The organism is Kribbella monticola (assembly GCF_003261635.1).
GTDB lineage: Bacteria > Actinomycetota > Actinomycetes > Propionibacteriales > Kribbellaceae > Kribbella > Kribbella monticola.
Genome location: NZ_QFXK01000022.1, coordinates 237,530 through 252,279 on the forward strand (window position 1 = coordinate 237,530; position 14,750 = coordinate 252,279).

Consider the following 14,750-nt stretch of genomic DNA (forward strand, 5'->3'; position numbering starts at 1 on the left):
AATTTCTGTAAGCCTTGGCCGGATGGTTATCTGCCGAGCGTGGCCGGGGACTGGTCAGCGGGCCTATCGGGCCACGATCAGCAGGTCGAGGGAATCCGCGGTCCCGGCCGGGGTGGACTCCTCGACGATGAAGTCGGTGGCTCGCACTGATCGCACCAGGTCTATCAGAGATCGGTCCCAGTCCTCGTGACCATCCGCCAACTGGGCGTCGACAATTTGCCCGTACTGCGTCTCCCAGGCGCGCAGCCGCGGTCCGTGCCGCAGGCCGGCCACGGTCGTGACGTCGAGCTCGGCCGCCACCAGGTCCACGAGCTCGGGCCCGGTCAGTTCCCTGGTGTGGTACCAGTTCCCCGGCGGGAAGGTGAGCCGGTTGGGGGTCGTCAGTACTACGGCGCCGCCGGGCCGGACCACGCGGGCGCACTCGGCGACGAACGCCGGCTGGTCCCAGAGGTGCTCGATCGTCTGCATCGACACGACCAGGTCGAAGGCCGCGTCGGCCAGCCCTTGCTGGACCAGGTTCCCCTGCAGGGGCTTGAGTTCCGGATAGACCTCGGCGACGTGACGCAACGCCGTACGGTCGTAGTCGAGGGCGACCACCGACGCGGCGCCCGCAGTACGGAGGAGTTCGGCTCCGTATCCTTCGCCGCAGCCGGCGTCGAGGACGCGGCCGCCCGGCGGGGTCAGGCCGGTCAGCCACTCGTACGCCGCCAGGTGCCGGGCGTACCAATAGTTCTCGTGCCAGATCCCGGGCGCCGTTCTCTCCCCGGTCAGCGGTAACGTCTCAGCCACCAGCCGAGCCTAGAGTTCTCCGGGTGCCTTTGGGTAACTGTGATAGGACTCGCACAGTGCTTATGTTTCTCGCGGGTAACATCCGTGGCAGGCTGGGAGTGACCGTTAACCAGAAGGGGTCCCACACGCTATGAAGATCGTCGTCTGCGCGAAGTTCGTGCCGGATGCCACCGCGGACCGCCGCTTCCGCTCCGAGGACAACACGGTGGACCGGGCCGGTGTCGACGGGCTGCTGTCCGAACTGGACGAGTACGCCGTCGAGACCGCTCTGACCGTCAAGGAGGCCGGCGATGGCGAGGTGACCATCCTCACCGTCGGGCCGGAGCAGGCCGCGGACGCCATCAAGAAGGGCCTGCAGATGGGCGCCGACGCGGGCGTCCACGTGAACGACGAAGGGATCCACGGCTCGGACGCCGTCGCGACCTCGCTGATCCTGGCCAAGGCGCTGAGCAAGCTCGAGGCCGACCTGGTCGTCTTCGGGATGGCCTCCACCGACGGGTCGATGGGCGTCGTACCGGCGATGGTCTCCGAGCGGCTCGGGCTGCCGGCCGTCACGCTCGGCTCGTCGGTCACCGTCGACGGCGACAAGGTGACGATCCGCCGGGACGGTGACACCGCCAGCGACACGATCGAAGGCACGCTGCCGCTCGTGTTGTCGGTGTCGGACCAGTCCGGTGAGCCGCGGTACCCGTCGTTCAAGGGCATCATGGCCGCGAAGAAGAAGCCGGTCGAGACCTGGACGCTGGGCGACCTGGAGATCTCCGCCGACCAGGTCGGTGGCTCGAGTGCCTGGACCGAGGTGGTCGAGGTGACCGCCCGTCCGCCGCGCTCGGCCGGCACGATCGTCACCGACGAGGACGGTAGCGGCGCTACCCAGCTCGTCGAGTTCCTGTCCACCAACAAGTTCCTCTGAGGGGCGAGTCACATCATGTCGAACGTTCTCGTTCTCGTTGACCACACCGGTGGCAAGGTCCGTAAGACGACCGCGGAACTTCTCACCATCGCGCGCCGCCTCGGCGAGCCGGTCGCCGTCTACATCGGCGAAGGCGTCCAGGACGCGCTGCCGACGCTGGGCCAGTACGGCGCCACGAAGGTGATCGCGCTGACCAACCCCGAGCTGACGCAGTACCTCGTCGCCCCGAAGGCAGAGGCGCTGCAGCAGGTCGCGGCGAAGATCGAGCCGGCCGCGATCCTGATCTCGTCCAACGCCGAGGGTAAGGAGATCGCCGCCCGGCTGGCGGTCAAGCTCGAGTCGGGGCTGATCACCGACGCCGTCGACGTACAGGTTGGTGACAACAACAGCCCGGTGACGACTCAATCTGTTTTCGCGGGCAACTACTCGGTCCAGTCGAAGATCACCCACGGCACGCCGATCATCACCGTCAAGCCGAATGCCGCCACTCCGGAGGCGGCCGAGACGTCGCCGGAGGTGGAGGAGTTCGACGTGGCGATCTCCGATGCCGCGAAGACGGCTCGCATCACCGACTCGAAGCCGCGGGAGGCGACCGGTCGGCCGGAGCTGACCGAGGCAGCGATCATCGTGTCCGGTGGTCGCGGTACCGGTGGTGACTTCGGTCCGGTCGAGGCCTTCGCGGACTCGCTCGGCGCTGCGGTCGGCGCCTCCCGGGCAGCGGTCGACTCCGGCTGGTACCCGCACGCGTACCAGGTCGGCCAGACCGGTAAGACGGTGTCGCCGCAGCTGTACGTCGCGGCCGGCATCTCGGGCGCCATCCAGCACCGCGCCGGGATGCAGACCTCGAAGACCATCGTCGCGGTGAACAAGGACGAAGAGGCCCCGATCTTCGAGCTCGTCGACTTCGGTGTCGTGGGCGACCTGCACAAGGTCCTGCCGGCGGCGACCGAGGAAGTCACCAAGCGCAAGTCCTGATTCGCCCCTGACCAGCCAGGCCCGCTCATCCCCCCGAGCGGGCCTGGCTTCTCTTTGCCGGCTAGGGCTTGCGCGGTGGCGGCAGGACGCGGAGCTGGAGCATGGCGGCGAAGCGGGTGTCCGGGTCGTCGAGGTCGAGGACGCCGACCTCGGCCAGGCGGCGGAGGCGGTAGCGGAAGGTGTTGGGGTGAACGTAGACCGAGGCGGCCGCGGCGATGACGTCGCCGAAGGCGTCCAGCCAGGCGCGGAGCGTCTCGACCAGGTTCGAGTTGTGTTCGCGGTCGTAGCTGATCAGGCGGGCGATCGGGCCGGTGGGCTGGTCGCCGCGGGCCTCGATCAAGTCGCGGAGTTCGAGCAGGAGCGTCTCGACGTGGACATCCGCCAGCCGGGCGACGCGCTGCGCCCCGCGGTTGGTTCGTAGTACGCGGAGGGCCCGGTCGGCTCCGGCCCGAGCGTGTGGCAGATGCGAGTTCTCCCGGACGACGGGTCCGACGCCGATCGCCGCGGTGACGCGGTCGCCGATGCGGTCGAGGAAGTCCTTGGCGATCCGTACGGCGTTCTCCTCGCCGTCGGCCCGATCCGCGCGGACCGGGATCAGCCCGTAGGCGACATCACCAACCAGTGCGGCAGCCGATCGGGGATGCACGGCGCCGAGGTGCATGGCGAAGGCGTCGGCCAGGCGCTGGCGTTCGGTGGCTTGAGCGGCGTCGTGCAAGTCGGTCTCCGCCGCAGCCTTGCGGTGGTGCGCCGGAGTGAGCATGGAGAGGGCGAGTACGACGAGCGGTTGGTCGGCCAGGCCGAGGCGGTCCAGGGCCTCGCGAGCGCCGGAGCCGCCTTCGAGCGCAGTACTGACCAGGTCGGCTCGTAGCCGGCGTTCGACGTCGGCGCCGGCGCGGATGCGGAGCATGTGCAGGGCGACCAGCTTCGCCGCGTCGCAGAGGGCCTGCGTGCGTTCCTCGGTGAGCGGCGTACGGACGACGACCCAGATCGAGCCGAGGATCTCATCGCCGGCCCGGACGGCGACCGCCATCCGGGGGATCGTGAACTCGTCCTCGGTGATCGGCAGCGGTGGAACGTGCACCGGCTGGTCGGTGCGGTACAGCTCGCGGAAGATGCCCAGTTCGTTGAGAAGCCGCGAGTACCGCTGCGGCACCTGGCGGCCGAGGACGGTCTCGACGCGGGCGGTGTCGGCCTCGTCCTGGCGGTTCGAGAAGGCCAGCACGCGGGAGCTGCGGTCCTCGATGGTGACCGGGGCGTCGAGCAGCGCGGCAGCCGCGTTGGCGAGGGCGAAGAGGTCGCCCGACGGCATACCGCCGAGCGTCTCCGGCTCGGCGACGCCCACGTCTCCCTCGGCGAGGACCGAGCGGAGCAGTACGGCGAGTTGGTCCCACGAGGCGCCTCGGGTCAGCCCGAGCAGGGCGACACCTGACTCGGCGACCGCGGCGGTCATCGTGTCGTCAGGCGTGATGGGGGAGCGGACGACGAGTCCGACCGCTTGCTGGCGGCCGAGGTCGCGCAGGAGTTGAGCGATGGCAGCCGTGTCCTGGAGCCCGACGCCGAGGACGAGGGCGTGCCGCGGCAGGACCGGCTCGTCGACCGGGTCGTGGATGACCACGCCCCCGAGCTCGGCCGGCTGGTCGGCGTCCCCGTGGACGAGTTCCAGCAGGGTGTCGCCGAGGTCGTCGAGGACCCGGCCGAGGCTGGCCCGAGGCCGATTCGTCACGGAAAGCAGCACCCTTCCGAAGCTAGAGCCGGATCCCCCACCCTAACTCGTCCGGCGGCACAGTTTCGGCCCCCCATTTCGTCGAATCGGACAACCCACCCACCCCCACCCCCGTCGCCCACCCAGCGCTCCGCGCCGCCGCCACACCCATCGGTGGGCTCCACTCCTCTTCGTGGGGTTACCCCACTGGCAGAGCAATGGGGTAACCCCACGAAGAGGGGTGGACCCTGCGGGGAAGGGGAGGTGTGCGAGTCAGAGCGGGAGCCATTCGGTGGAGGTGGTGACCTCGGCGAGGAGGTCGGGGAGGGGGTCTACGCCGATGCCGGGGGCGGTGGGGACGGGCAGGTGGCCGTCCTGGAGCGTGAACGGGGTGGTGATGTCGGTGCGGTAGTAGCGGCTGGAGCCCGAGGTGTCGCCGGGGAGGGTGAAGCCGGGCAGCGCCGCGAGGGCGACGTTGGCGGCCCGGCCTAGGCCGGTCTCGAGCATGCCGCCGCACCAGACGGGGACGCCGTGCGCGACGCAGACGTCGTGGATCCGCCGCGATTCCAGGTAACCGCCGACCCGGCCGGGCTTCACATTGACGATCGAGCAGGCGCCCAGGGTGATCGCCGCGGCCGCCGAGCGAGCCGAGGTGATCGATTCGTCGAGACAGACCGGGGTCGTGATCAGGCGCGCCAGTTCGGCGTGCCCGAGGATGTCCTCCTCGTCCAGCGGTTGCTCGATCAGCAGCAGGTCGAAGGGGTCGAGCCGCGCGAGGTGCCGGGCGTCCGACACGGAGTACGCCGTGTTCGCGTCCACCTGGAGCAGGACGTCGCCGAAGCGTTCGCGGACGGCGGCGACCGGCTCGACGTCCCAGCCGGGCTGGATCTTCAGCTTGATCCGCAAGTACCCCTCGTCCAGATACCCGCCGACCGCGTCGAGCAGTTCACCGATCGAGTCCATGATGCCGACCGACACTCCGCACGGCACCCGATCGTGCACAGCCCCGAGCTCCCGAGCCAGCGGCCGCCCTTCTGCTCGCAGTTCAGCATCCAGTACTGCGGTCTCCAATGCCGCCTTTGCCATCCGGTGCCCGTGGAAGCGGGCCAAGGCTGGAGCCACTCCGACGGCTGAAAGCCTTTCCACAGCAGCCAACGCCGGCACGAAGAACCGCCGCAGTACGTCGATCGCCCCGTCGACGTACTCCGACGAGTACAGCGGCCCGCTCATCGCGACGCACTCGCCCCATCCCTCGGCCTCGGTCCCGACGACCCGGACCAGCAACGCGTCGCGCGTCGTCTCGGTCCCGAACGACGTCCGGAACGGCGCCACCAACGGCAACGAGATCCGCCGCAACTCGACCCCGGTCAGCTTCATCACACCAGCCCTTTCGCAGCATGTTCGAGTACGTACCAGCCGGCCCGATCGAATCCGGTCACCCGTGCACCGTCGGCGAGCAGCCCACCGAGAACCTCGCGCACCGCCGCCCGCCACTCCTTCGCCGCCACGGGGTTCGTCGTCCGCAATCCCTCGACATCGGTCGGTACTGCGACCAGCACCGTCCCGCTGTCGCCCGGGCGACCCGGCAGCGGTCGCTCGTCCGCCGTCCGTCCCAGCGCAATGGTTGCCTCAGGCAACACGATGGCACGCGGTTGCCGGGCAGCGGCCGCCGCGACCTCGGGCGCGTCGAGCTGCCAGCGGACCAGCAGCCGATCGGTGTCGTCCCCGTTGTTGATCCCGTCGTCCATGAGCCCGTAGAAGTTCGTCAGGTACTCCGTCGGCACCGCCGCGAGCTTCACCAGATTGAAGTAGGCGTTGCGCCGGACCAGCGGATCGAAGGTCCACGAGATCGCCGCCACGCCACGCTGCAAGGCCCACGCCCGTTGGTGCAGCTTCAGCGCGAACCCGACGTTGCGCCCCCGAGCAGCCCCGGACACGCCCGCGACGTGACTGTGCATCGCCACCTCGGCCGGCGCTCCGAAGAAGCCGACGCACGCCCCGAGCAACTCGTCCCCGTCGTACGCTCCGCCGACGTAGTTGCCGGCTTTCGTCAAGGCACGCAGCAGTTCCGTCGTCACCGGCGGGTTCTTCGGGTCCGGCCGCCAGATCGAGTCGTACAACCGGTAGACCTCGTCGAGCTCGGCCAGTTCGGACAGCTCGCGAACCCGTACGCCGGCCGAGGCCGCTGCCGCCAGGCTGTCCCGGGTGGCGTCCTCGACCGAAGTACTGAAGGCGATGTCGCTCATGGGTTGTCCAGCAGGTCCGCGATCAACGCCGTCAGCAGAGCGGTCCGCGGCGCGATCTCCGCCACCACGACATGCTCGTCGTCGGCGTGGGCACCGCCACCGACGGCACCGAGGCCGTCGAGCGTCGGCGTACCGATGCCGGCCGTGAAGTTGCCGTCGGATCCGCCACCCACCGAGATCTCCCGCAAAGGCTCGATTCCGAGCTCAGCCGCGAGTCGGGACGCGCGTTCGAACAGGTCGACGGACATCTTCCGCTCCAGCGGCGGACGGTTCGGCCCGCCAACGATCTCCAACGACGCGCCGTCGAGGACCGGGGTCAGGGCGTGCAACGCCGCATCGACTCGGCGCTGCTCCGCGACATCGCGAGCTCGCGCATCGACGAAGAAGCTCGCCGCGGCGGGCACGGTGTTCCGCGTCGTACCGGAGGACAGGTTGGTCGGTGTCACGGTCGTCCCGCGATCAGCAGCGCCGAGGCGGCTGATCGCGAGGATCTGGTGAGCTGCCTCGATGCTGGCGTTGACCCCGAGTTCCGGTTCCAGGCCGGCGTGGGCGGCGCGACCCGCGATTCTCACTTCGTAGTTGGAGACACCCTTGCGCTCCAGTTTCAGAGCGCCGTCAGTCGATGCCTCGAGCACCAATGCGGCGACACAGCCCGCAGCCTCTTCCTCGATCAACGCACGCGACGAGGGCGAACCGAGTTCCTCGTCACCCGTCACCAACAAGGTGACACCGTCGCGCGTGGGCAAGGCGGCCAAGGCGTGGAACGCCATCACCAGACCGGTCTTCATGTCGAACGACCCAGGCCCACGCAGTACGCCGTCTTCGATGGCGAACGGATGCGTCTTGAGCGAGCCCACCGGCCAGACCGTGTCGTGATGGCCCAGGACCAGGACCCGCGCTGGGCCGGAACCGAACCGCCAGCGCAGATGGGTCCGCCCGTCGACCACCACGTACTCCGGTGCGCTGCCGAGCAGCCGGGTTCCGATCCGGGCGACCACTTCTGCGCTCCGAGCCACCGCCGTCAGATCCGACGACGGCGACTCGCAGATCACCAAAGTCTCCAGATCGGCGAGCATCTCCGGCAGTGCTGCCTGCATCCGCTCGACCGTCATCAGCTCACCTTCGGAGTAGCACGGACACCTGCATGCAGGTACTTCTCGCCGGTAGGCAGCGAGTAGAACGTGACCGGCATCCAGGTGAGCGACCCCGGCGGCCGTACGGCGAACAGGTCACCGCTGTCGTCGACGGGCACCAACGGGTACTCGTGGGTCGGCTCCGGCAACAGTTCGGCGAGCGGGCCGGTCACCGTCGTCCGCAGTACCGCCTCGCCGTCGCGGATCAGGATCTCCTCGATCGTGCTGGCGCGCTCGTACCGGCCCGCGTGCTTGTGCAGGTCGACCTTGGGCGGCTCGGCGGGCGGGGCGAGCGGGGTCGGCATGGTGACGTCGGCGAGCTCGGCGAAGATCTCGCGGTACAGGTCCTGGTAGAGGTCGCGCGTGTTGCCGCCGTTGGTCAGCAGGGCAACGGCCAGGCCCTCCGAGGGGAGGACCCGCAGGAAGGCGGCCTGTCCGATCGTGTTGCCGTCGTGCCCGATCAGCCGCCGGCCGTCCCAGTCGAACCGGATCCAGCCGAGGCCCCAGGAATCGCCGAGCGTGTGCTTGTCCGGGAGGTCGGCTTGTTTCGACGCCATCAGCGCCGCGGTTTCCTCGCGCAGTACCCGGGTGCCGTCCGGAGCGACACCGCCCTTCAGGTGAAGACGTGCGAAGGCCAAGGTGTCCGCGACGGTCGAGATGATCGTGCCCGCGGGGCCCAGGGAGCGGGGCAGCATCCAGACCGGCGCGCGCGTCGGCTCCTCGCCGGGCTCACCGACATGGCCGACCGCGGCCCGATGCAGGAGGACTTCCTCGGGCAGCGTGGCCGTGTGTTCCAGGCCGAGGGGGACCAGGATCCGTTCGCGTAGTACCTGGTCCCAGGTCTTGCCGGTGACCTTCTCGATCACGCGGCCGGTCAGCGAGAAGCCGGCGTTGCAGTAGGACCAGGTGGCGCCGAGCGGGTGGTTCTGGCCGACCTCGGCCAGTCCGTCGACGTACTTCTCCAGACAGTCGTCGCCGCGACCCGTGTCGGTGAAGACGTCGCCGTCGATCCCGCTCGTGTGCGTGAGCAGGTGCCGCAGCGTCACCTGCTTGGCGACGTCGGGATCGCCCAGCCGCAGCTCGGGCAGTACCTCGATGATCGGGGCGTCCAGGTCGAGCAGGCCCTCGTCGACGAGTTGCATCGCGAGCGTCGCCGTCCAGACCTTGGAGATCGACCCGATCTGGAAGAGCGAATCGGCCGTCGTCGCGACACCCGTGTCCTTGAACACGACACCGGTCGCGGCTTCCACCAGTTCGTCGTCGAGGCCGTCCTGCAAGCGCAGGATGCCAAGAGCAGCACCCGGTACGCCGTGCTTCGCGGCGAGCGTGTCGAGCCGGTGCTGCCAGTGGGCCGCGTCGATCCGGGCGCGACGCGGGCCGGCCGCGTCGCCGGCGTACTGCTCGACCCAGTCGAGGATCCGCCGGTTGAAGTCGAGCCGGTGCGACGGCCGTCCGTCGACGATGAAGAGGTGGCTCGCGTCCGGATAGAGCACCAGTTGGGTCGGCACGCCTTGCTCGCGCAGTGCCGTGTGCCATTGCTGGGCCTGACCGATCGGGCACCGTACGTCGGCATCGCCGTGCAGGACCAGCGTCGGCGTCTTCACCTTGCCGACCTGGCTGAACGGAGACATCTCGGTGTAGTCCGCGGGACCGTTCAGCTCGTAGACGCCGAGGAAGTGGCCGAGGTCCGAGGTGCCCGCCATGCTGGTCAGGTCGCTGACCACCCCACCGGTCACGGCCGCCGCGAACCGGTCGTCGCGACTGGTCAGATAGCAGGTCATGTACCCGCCGTAGCTGTAGCCGGCCACCGCGAGGCGGGCCGGATCAGCGATGCCCTCGGCAACCAATTCGTCGAGCGGTTCGAGGAAGTCCTTCGCGTCCGACGTCCCCCAGGCACCGAGCGCGGCGTTGAAGAACTGCTCGCCGTACCCGTCGCTGCCGCGCGGATTCACCAGGAAGACGGTCCAGCCGCGCGCGGCCAGTTCCTGGTGGTAGAAGTGGACCTCGTCGGCCACCGCGTTCCACGCGTTGTGCGGGCCGCCGTGGATGTCGAGCAGCAGCGGCTGCGGCCCGGTCGCGGCGGGATCGCGGATCAGATAACCGGCCACCACGGTCCCGTCGGAGATCGTGAACTCGCGCTCGGTGCGGGCGAAGTGCTCGACCTCGCCGAGCTTTTCGCCGTACGAGGTGCGCGGGGTGACCGTTTTGCTCGCCAGGTCAAGGGTGACCACCTCGCCGTACGAGGTCTCGGTGGTGAGCACCAGCGCGGCGGTTCCGCCCGCGACGGTGAGGCTGGAGACGTTCTGGCCGGCTTTGCCCAGTACTGGTTGGGGAGTGCCGCCGGAGACGGGGACGGAGTACAGGTGACTGCAGCCGCGCTCGCGGATGGCGAAGAGGACCGTGCGGCCGTCATCGGTCAACGTAGGAAGGGCTCCTGGGTACGCCGGTCCGCCGGGCATCACGTTGCGGTCGAGTGACTCTGCGAGGTTCACCACCTCGCCGGTCTGCAGCGACAGTCGCAGCAGGCCGGCGTGTCCTACGGGACCGGCGACGTTGCCAACGACCACAAGCGCGTCGCCGTCAGCCGTCCAGATGAGCGGACCTGTTAGTCCTTCGGCGAGACCGACGAGCTGAGGCTGAGCCTTCTCGTCGGTGGCATCGAGCACGTACGCCGGTGCTGTCGGGCTGAGGTCGGCGTCAGGAGCGGTAGCGGCTCCGAAGGCCAGCTTGGTGCCGTCCGGCGACCAGGCGGGGTCACCCGCGTGCCAGTCGCCCTCGGTGGCTTGCCTGCACTTCTTCGTTCCGACGTCGAGCAGGTGGAGGTGTTTGCGGATCGTCCGGAGCCAGCCGGCGCCGTCTGCCTGGTAGTCGAGTCGCTCGGTGACGATCGGTGCATGGCCGCGTGTCTCGTCGTCCAGGCCAGCGATGTCCACCGCCGCACTGAAGGCGATCTTGGTACCGTCCGGACTCCACTGCGGCGCGCCCGCTCCGAGCGGGAGAGTAGTGAGCTGCTCTGGTTCACCACCGCCGACAGGGAGCAGCCAGAGCTGCGCTGGCCCGTCCTTGGCGCGGAGGAACGCCAACTGCGTCCCGTCCGGCGACCAGACCGGCGTACTGTCTGCGTCTCCTCTGGTCAGCTGCCTTGGCTCGCCGCCGGACGCGGGGACGCGCCACAGGCTTCGCAGCGTGCGGTCGCCCTCGACGTCGGTGGTTCGCAGTACGTAAGCGATCTGGGTGGCGTCGGGCGAGAGGGCCGGCTGCTCGGGTACGGCGAGCTCGGTCAGATCGTCGATGCGCAGGTGTCGAGTCACGCGGAGGTCCTTTGGCTTGGGTACGGCGATGACGAGGTCGTGCCGCGGCGGGGCGCGGCCGCGAGAAGTTCTCGGGTGTAGTCGTGCTGTGGATCGGTCAGGAGCTGGTCGGCGGGGCCGAACTCGACGATCCGGCCGAGGTACATCACCGCGATCAGGTCACTGACGTAGCGGACGACGGCCAGGTTGTGCGAGATGAACAGCATCGACAGCTTCAGTTCACGTTGTAGCGAACGGACGAGGTTGAGCACGGTGCCCTGCACCGAGACGTCGAGCGCCGAGGTGATCTCGTCGGCGATGATCACGTCCGGCTGGCCGGCCAGCGCCCGGGCGATGGCGACACGCTGGCGCTGACCTCCCGACAAGGCGCCTGGGTAGGCATTCGCGCGGGCGGCGTCGAGCCCGACCAGTTCGAGCAACCGGGCAACCTCGTCAGCCCGGTTGCCGGCGGTTCGGGGTACGGCCTCGGCGATCGTGTCGCCGACCGTCATCCGCGGATCCAGTGACGAGTAGGGATCCTGGAAGACCATCTGCAGCGGTCGACGCTTGCCGGCGCGGTGGTCGAGCGGTACGCCGTCCAGCAGGATCCGCCCGTACGACGGCTCGACCAGCCCGACGGCCGCACGCGCCAGGGTGGACTTGCCCGACCCCGATTCGCCGACCAGCCCGACCACCTGGCCGGACGGGACGACCAGGTCGACGTCGTCAACGGCCGTGATCGCCCGGCTGCCGGTGCCGAACCGGACCGACACCTGATCGAATCGCAGTTCGCTCATCGCTGCCCCGTCCGGATCGACTCCGTGCCTGGATACCGAGCTTGCCAGGCCGCCGAACCCTGTGGGTTCCAGCAGGCGACCTGATGTGCCGGACCGTGACTGACCAAGGCGGGATCCTCGGTCCGGCACCGGTCGGTGGCGAACTCGCAGCGAGCCGCAAACGCGCAACCGGATGGGTAGTGCGCCGGGTCGACCGGCCGTCCCGAAATGACCGCGAGTGGCTCGTCCAGCGGAGTGTCCAGATCCGGTACTGCGGCCGACAGCGCTCGGGTATAGGGATGGCGAGCACCGGTGTAGAGCTCGCTCGCGGGCAGGTCCTCCACGATCCGGCCGGCATACATCACCAGCACGCGATCGCAGACCTGACCTACGACGGTGATGTCGTGGCTGATCAGCAGCACAGCGACTTCGTTCTCGGTCCTGATCTGTTCGAGCAGCTCCAGCACCTGCCGCTGCACGGTGACGTCGAGGGCGGTGGTCGGCTCGTCGGCGACGATCAGCGCGGGCGTACCCATCAGGCCCATCCCGATCATCGCCCGCTGCCGCATCCCGCCGGAGAACTCGTGCGGATACTGATGCGCGCGCCGCTCCGGCAGCGGGATCCGGACCGCCCGCAGCCGGTCGACCGCTCGGTTCATCGCCTGGCGCCGGGACATGCCCTGGTGTTCGCGGGCGCCTTCGGCGAGTTGGGCGCCGACCCGCATCGTCGGGTTGAGCGACGTCATCGGGTCCTGGAAGACCATCGCGAACGACGTACCGAGCAACCGCCGCCGCGCGGCCGCAGTACTGCGGACCGCTGCCCGGCCGAGCAGAGGCGCTCCGAGGAACGACAGCTCAGCAGCTCGTACCTGGCCGGGGGACTCGATCAATTGAGCGACTGCAAGTGCAGTGAGGCTCTTGCCCGAACCGGACTCGCCGACCACCCCGACGATCTCGCTGCGTCCGATCGTGAAGCTGATCCCGCGCACTGGCGTGACCGGGCCGGGGAAGCTGACGTGCAGGTCTTTGACGACCAGCACGGCGTCTTCGTCGACCTCGGCAGCCGGAGCGGTTTCCCCCTGCGGCAACCGCGATCCCTTCAGCACCGGTACGCCGAAGCCCTTTGCCACGGCCTCACCGAAGAGATTGAACGCCAGGCCCGCAATGACGACCGCGACGCCAGGTGCCAATGCCGCGGCGGGGTGCACGTAGATGCTGTTGAGGCTCTCGCCCATCAACCGCCCCCAGTCGTAGGCAGGCGGTTGCACGCCCAGGCCGAGGAACGACAGGCCGGCGAACGCGAGCAAGGTGCCGCCGGCACCGATCGTCGCGTTCACCACCAGCGGCTCGGCGATGTTGGGCAGGATGTGCCGCGACAGCATCCGGAACCGGCCGACCCCGGCGATCCGTGCGGCGGCGACGAAGTCCCGCTTCTCGATCCCGGCAACCAGCGTCTGGGTCAGCCGCGCGAACGACGGTGCTCCGGCGAGCCCGATCGCCAGTACCGCGCCCTTCGCGCCGACTCCGAAGACGACCGCGAAGAACAGCGCGAGCAGCAAACCGGGGAACGCGACAGCGATGTTCACCACGGCCGTCGCCAGTCGTCCGCCGCGTCGACCGAGGACAGTCGGTGCACAGCCGAGCGCGAGTCCGCACACCACCGCGATGGAGGTGGCGATCAGGGCCAGCAGGATCGACGTACGAGAGGCAACCAGGACGCGGTAGAAGATGTCTCGGCCGAGGTTGTCCGTGCCGAGCCAGTGCTTGGCAGAAGTGCCCTCCAGTAGGTGTTCCGTGTCGATCGCGGTCGCCTGATGCGACCAGAGCAGCGGTGCGACCAGAGCGAGCAGGAGTACTGCGAGGAGGAGTACCCCTGCGCCGGCGCCGACCGGCGTCCGTAGTACTGCGATCCAGCGAGCTGTCCTCTTCATCAGCTCTCCCGGATGGTGGATCGGGGGTCAAGCACGGCGAGGATCACGTCGACTGCCAGGTTCACCAGCAGCACGCCGGCGCCGTAGACGAGTACTACGCCCTGCACCAGCGGGTAGTCCTTGGCCAGGATCGAGGACACGATCGTGCTGCCGAGACCTGGCCAGCTGAAGACGTTCTCGACCAACACTGTCCCGGCGACCATTCCACCCAAGAGGAGACCGCCGAGGGTGATTGTTGCTGTCACCGCGTTGGGCAGCGCATGCCGGAGATACACAGCGACAGCGGGAAGGCGTTTGGCTCGTGCTGTCCGCAGATAGTCGGTCTGCAGTACTGCGAGCAGCTCGACCCGGCAGATGCGCGCGAGCACCGCGGCCGGTCCGATCGCCAGTGCAAGCACGGGCAGCACGTACGACGACGCGCTGCCGCGCCCAGCGACAGGGAACCAGTGGAGCGTCACTGCGAAGACGTAGACGAGCCCGACTGCCAGCAGGAACTCCGGGATCGCGGCGAGCACCACTGTGGTCGAGGTGAAGCTCAGCTCGGCACGTGGTCGGCGGCCGGCTCGGGTGAGGACGCCCATCGCGAGGCCGAGCGGCAGCGCGATCAGTACGGCTACGACGAAGGCGGCGACGGCGAGCTGCAGCGTGGCGGGTAGGCGATCGCGGATCACGTCGGAGACCGGGAGGCCGGTCGTGATCGACGTACCGAGGTTGCCGGTGAAGAGGTGCTGCAGGAAGTGCAGGTACTGCACCCAGAGCGGGTCGTTGAGACCCAAGGACTCGCGCTGGGCGTCGACCACGCTCTGTGCGGCCGCAGGGCCGAGTGCGCCTCGCACCGGGTCGCCCGGGATCAGGTGGATCATCAGGAAAGCGGCGCTGACCAGTACCAGCACGGACCCGACCAGGCGCCCGAGCCGGCGGGCGGCGAACCGCACCCACGGATGGGTACCGAAGCTCGCCGCCGCACCGGAAACGCTGGCCGTCGCGGTCATTGG

11 protein-coding genes are annotated in these 14,750 nt (G+C 69.0%); 2 read left to right on the top strand and 9 right to left on the bottom strand.

The annotated features are described in order from the left end of the window. Positions 1 to 63 precede the first annotated feature (63 nt). The gene (locus DIZ26_RS10165) at positions 64 to 789 is read right to left on the bottom strand and encodes a class I SAM-dependent methyltransferase (RefSeq protein WP_112239699.1); all 726 of its coding nucleotides are present in this window, start codon (positions 787 to 789) and stop codon (positions 64 to 66) included. A gap of 130 nt (positions 790 to 919) precedes the next feature. On the opposite strand from DIZ26_RS10165, the gene DIZ26_RS10170 reads away from it, so the two are divergent. Both DIZ26_RS10170 and DIZ26_RS10175 read left to right on the top strand, forming a co-directional pair. Further along, positions 920 to 1,702 carry an electron transfer flavoprotein subunit beta/FixA family protein gene (locus DIZ26_RS10170; RefSeq protein WP_112239701.1) on the top strand — a complete coding sequence of 261 codons (783 nt, stop codon included), beginning with the start codon at positions 920 to 922 and terminating at the stop codon, positions 1,700 to 1,702. A gap of 15 nt (positions 1,703 to 1,717) precedes the next feature. Beyond that, on the top strand, positions 1,718 to 2,677 hold the full coding sequence (locus DIZ26_RS10175; RefSeq protein WP_112239703.1) for an electron transfer flavoprotein subunit alpha/FixB family protein: 960 nt from the start codon (positions 1,718 to 1,720) through the stop codon (positions 2,675 to 2,677). Between the two features lie 61 nt (positions 2,678 to 2,738). Here DIZ26_RS10175 and DIZ26_RS10180 read toward each other — a convergent pair whose 3' ends face one another. From DIZ26_RS10180 to DIZ26_RS10215, 8 genes are all read right to left on the bottom strand, one after another. Further along, positions 2,739 to 4,400, bottom strand: a complete 1,662-nt coding sequence (locus DIZ26_RS10180; protein WP_112239815.1) for a PucR family transcriptional regulator — start codon at positions 4,398 to 4,400, stop codon at positions 2,739 to 2,741. A 252-nt stretch (positions 4,401 to 4,652) separates the two neighbouring features. Further along, entirely contained in the window at positions 4,653 to 5,756 is a 1,104-nt protein-coding gene (menC, locus tag DIZ26_RS10185) for an o-succinylbenzoate synthase (RefSeq protein WP_112239705.1), read from the bottom strand. Next, positions 5,756 to 6,625 carry a GNAT family N-acetyltransferase gene (locus DIZ26_RS10190; protein ID WP_112239707.1) on the bottom strand — a complete coding sequence of 290 codons (870 nt, stop codon included), beginning with the start codon at positions 6,623 to 6,625 and terminating at the stop codon, positions 5,756 to 5,758. Before DIZ26_RS10190 ends, menC begins: the two co-directional genes overlap by 1 nt. Continuing rightward, positions 6,622 to 7,737, bottom strand: a complete 1,116-nt coding sequence (locus DIZ26_RS10195; protein ID WP_112239709.1) for a M20 family metallopeptidase — start codon at positions 7,735 to 7,737, stop codon at positions 6,622 to 6,624. Before DIZ26_RS10195 ends, DIZ26_RS10190 begins: the two co-directional genes overlap by 4 nt. Next, positions 7,737 to 11,069, bottom strand: a complete 3,333-nt coding sequence (locus tag DIZ26_RS10200; protein WP_112239711.1) for a serine hydrolase — start codon at positions 11,067 to 11,069, stop codon at positions 7,737 to 7,739. The genes DIZ26_RS10195 and DIZ26_RS10200 overlap by 1 nt, the downstream gene beginning before the upstream one ends. Next, on the bottom strand, positions 11,066 to 11,845 hold the full coding sequence (locus DIZ26_RS10205) for an ATP-binding cassette domain-containing protein (RefSeq protein ID WP_112239713.1): 780 nt from the start codon (positions 11,843 to 11,845) through the stop codon (positions 11,066 to 11,068). The genes DIZ26_RS10200 and DIZ26_RS10205 overlap by 4 nt, the downstream gene beginning before the upstream one ends. Next, on the bottom strand, positions 11,842 to 13,755 hold the full coding sequence (locus tag DIZ26_RS10210; protein WP_112239715.1) for a dipeptide/oligopeptide/nickel ABC transporter permease/ATP-binding protein: 1,914 nt from the start codon (positions 13,753 to 13,755) through the stop codon (positions 11,842 to 11,844). The genes DIZ26_RS10205 and DIZ26_RS10210 overlap by 4 nt, the downstream gene beginning before the upstream one ends. Further along, positions 13,755 to 14,747 carry an ABC transporter permease gene (locus DIZ26_RS10215; protein WP_112239717.1) on the bottom strand — a complete coding sequence of 331 codons (993 nt, stop codon included), beginning with the start codon at positions 14,745 to 14,747 and terminating at the stop codon, positions 13,755 to 13,757. Before DIZ26_RS10215 ends, DIZ26_RS10210 begins: the two co-directional genes overlap by 1 nt. Positions 14,748 to 14,750: the final 3 nt, after the last annotated feature.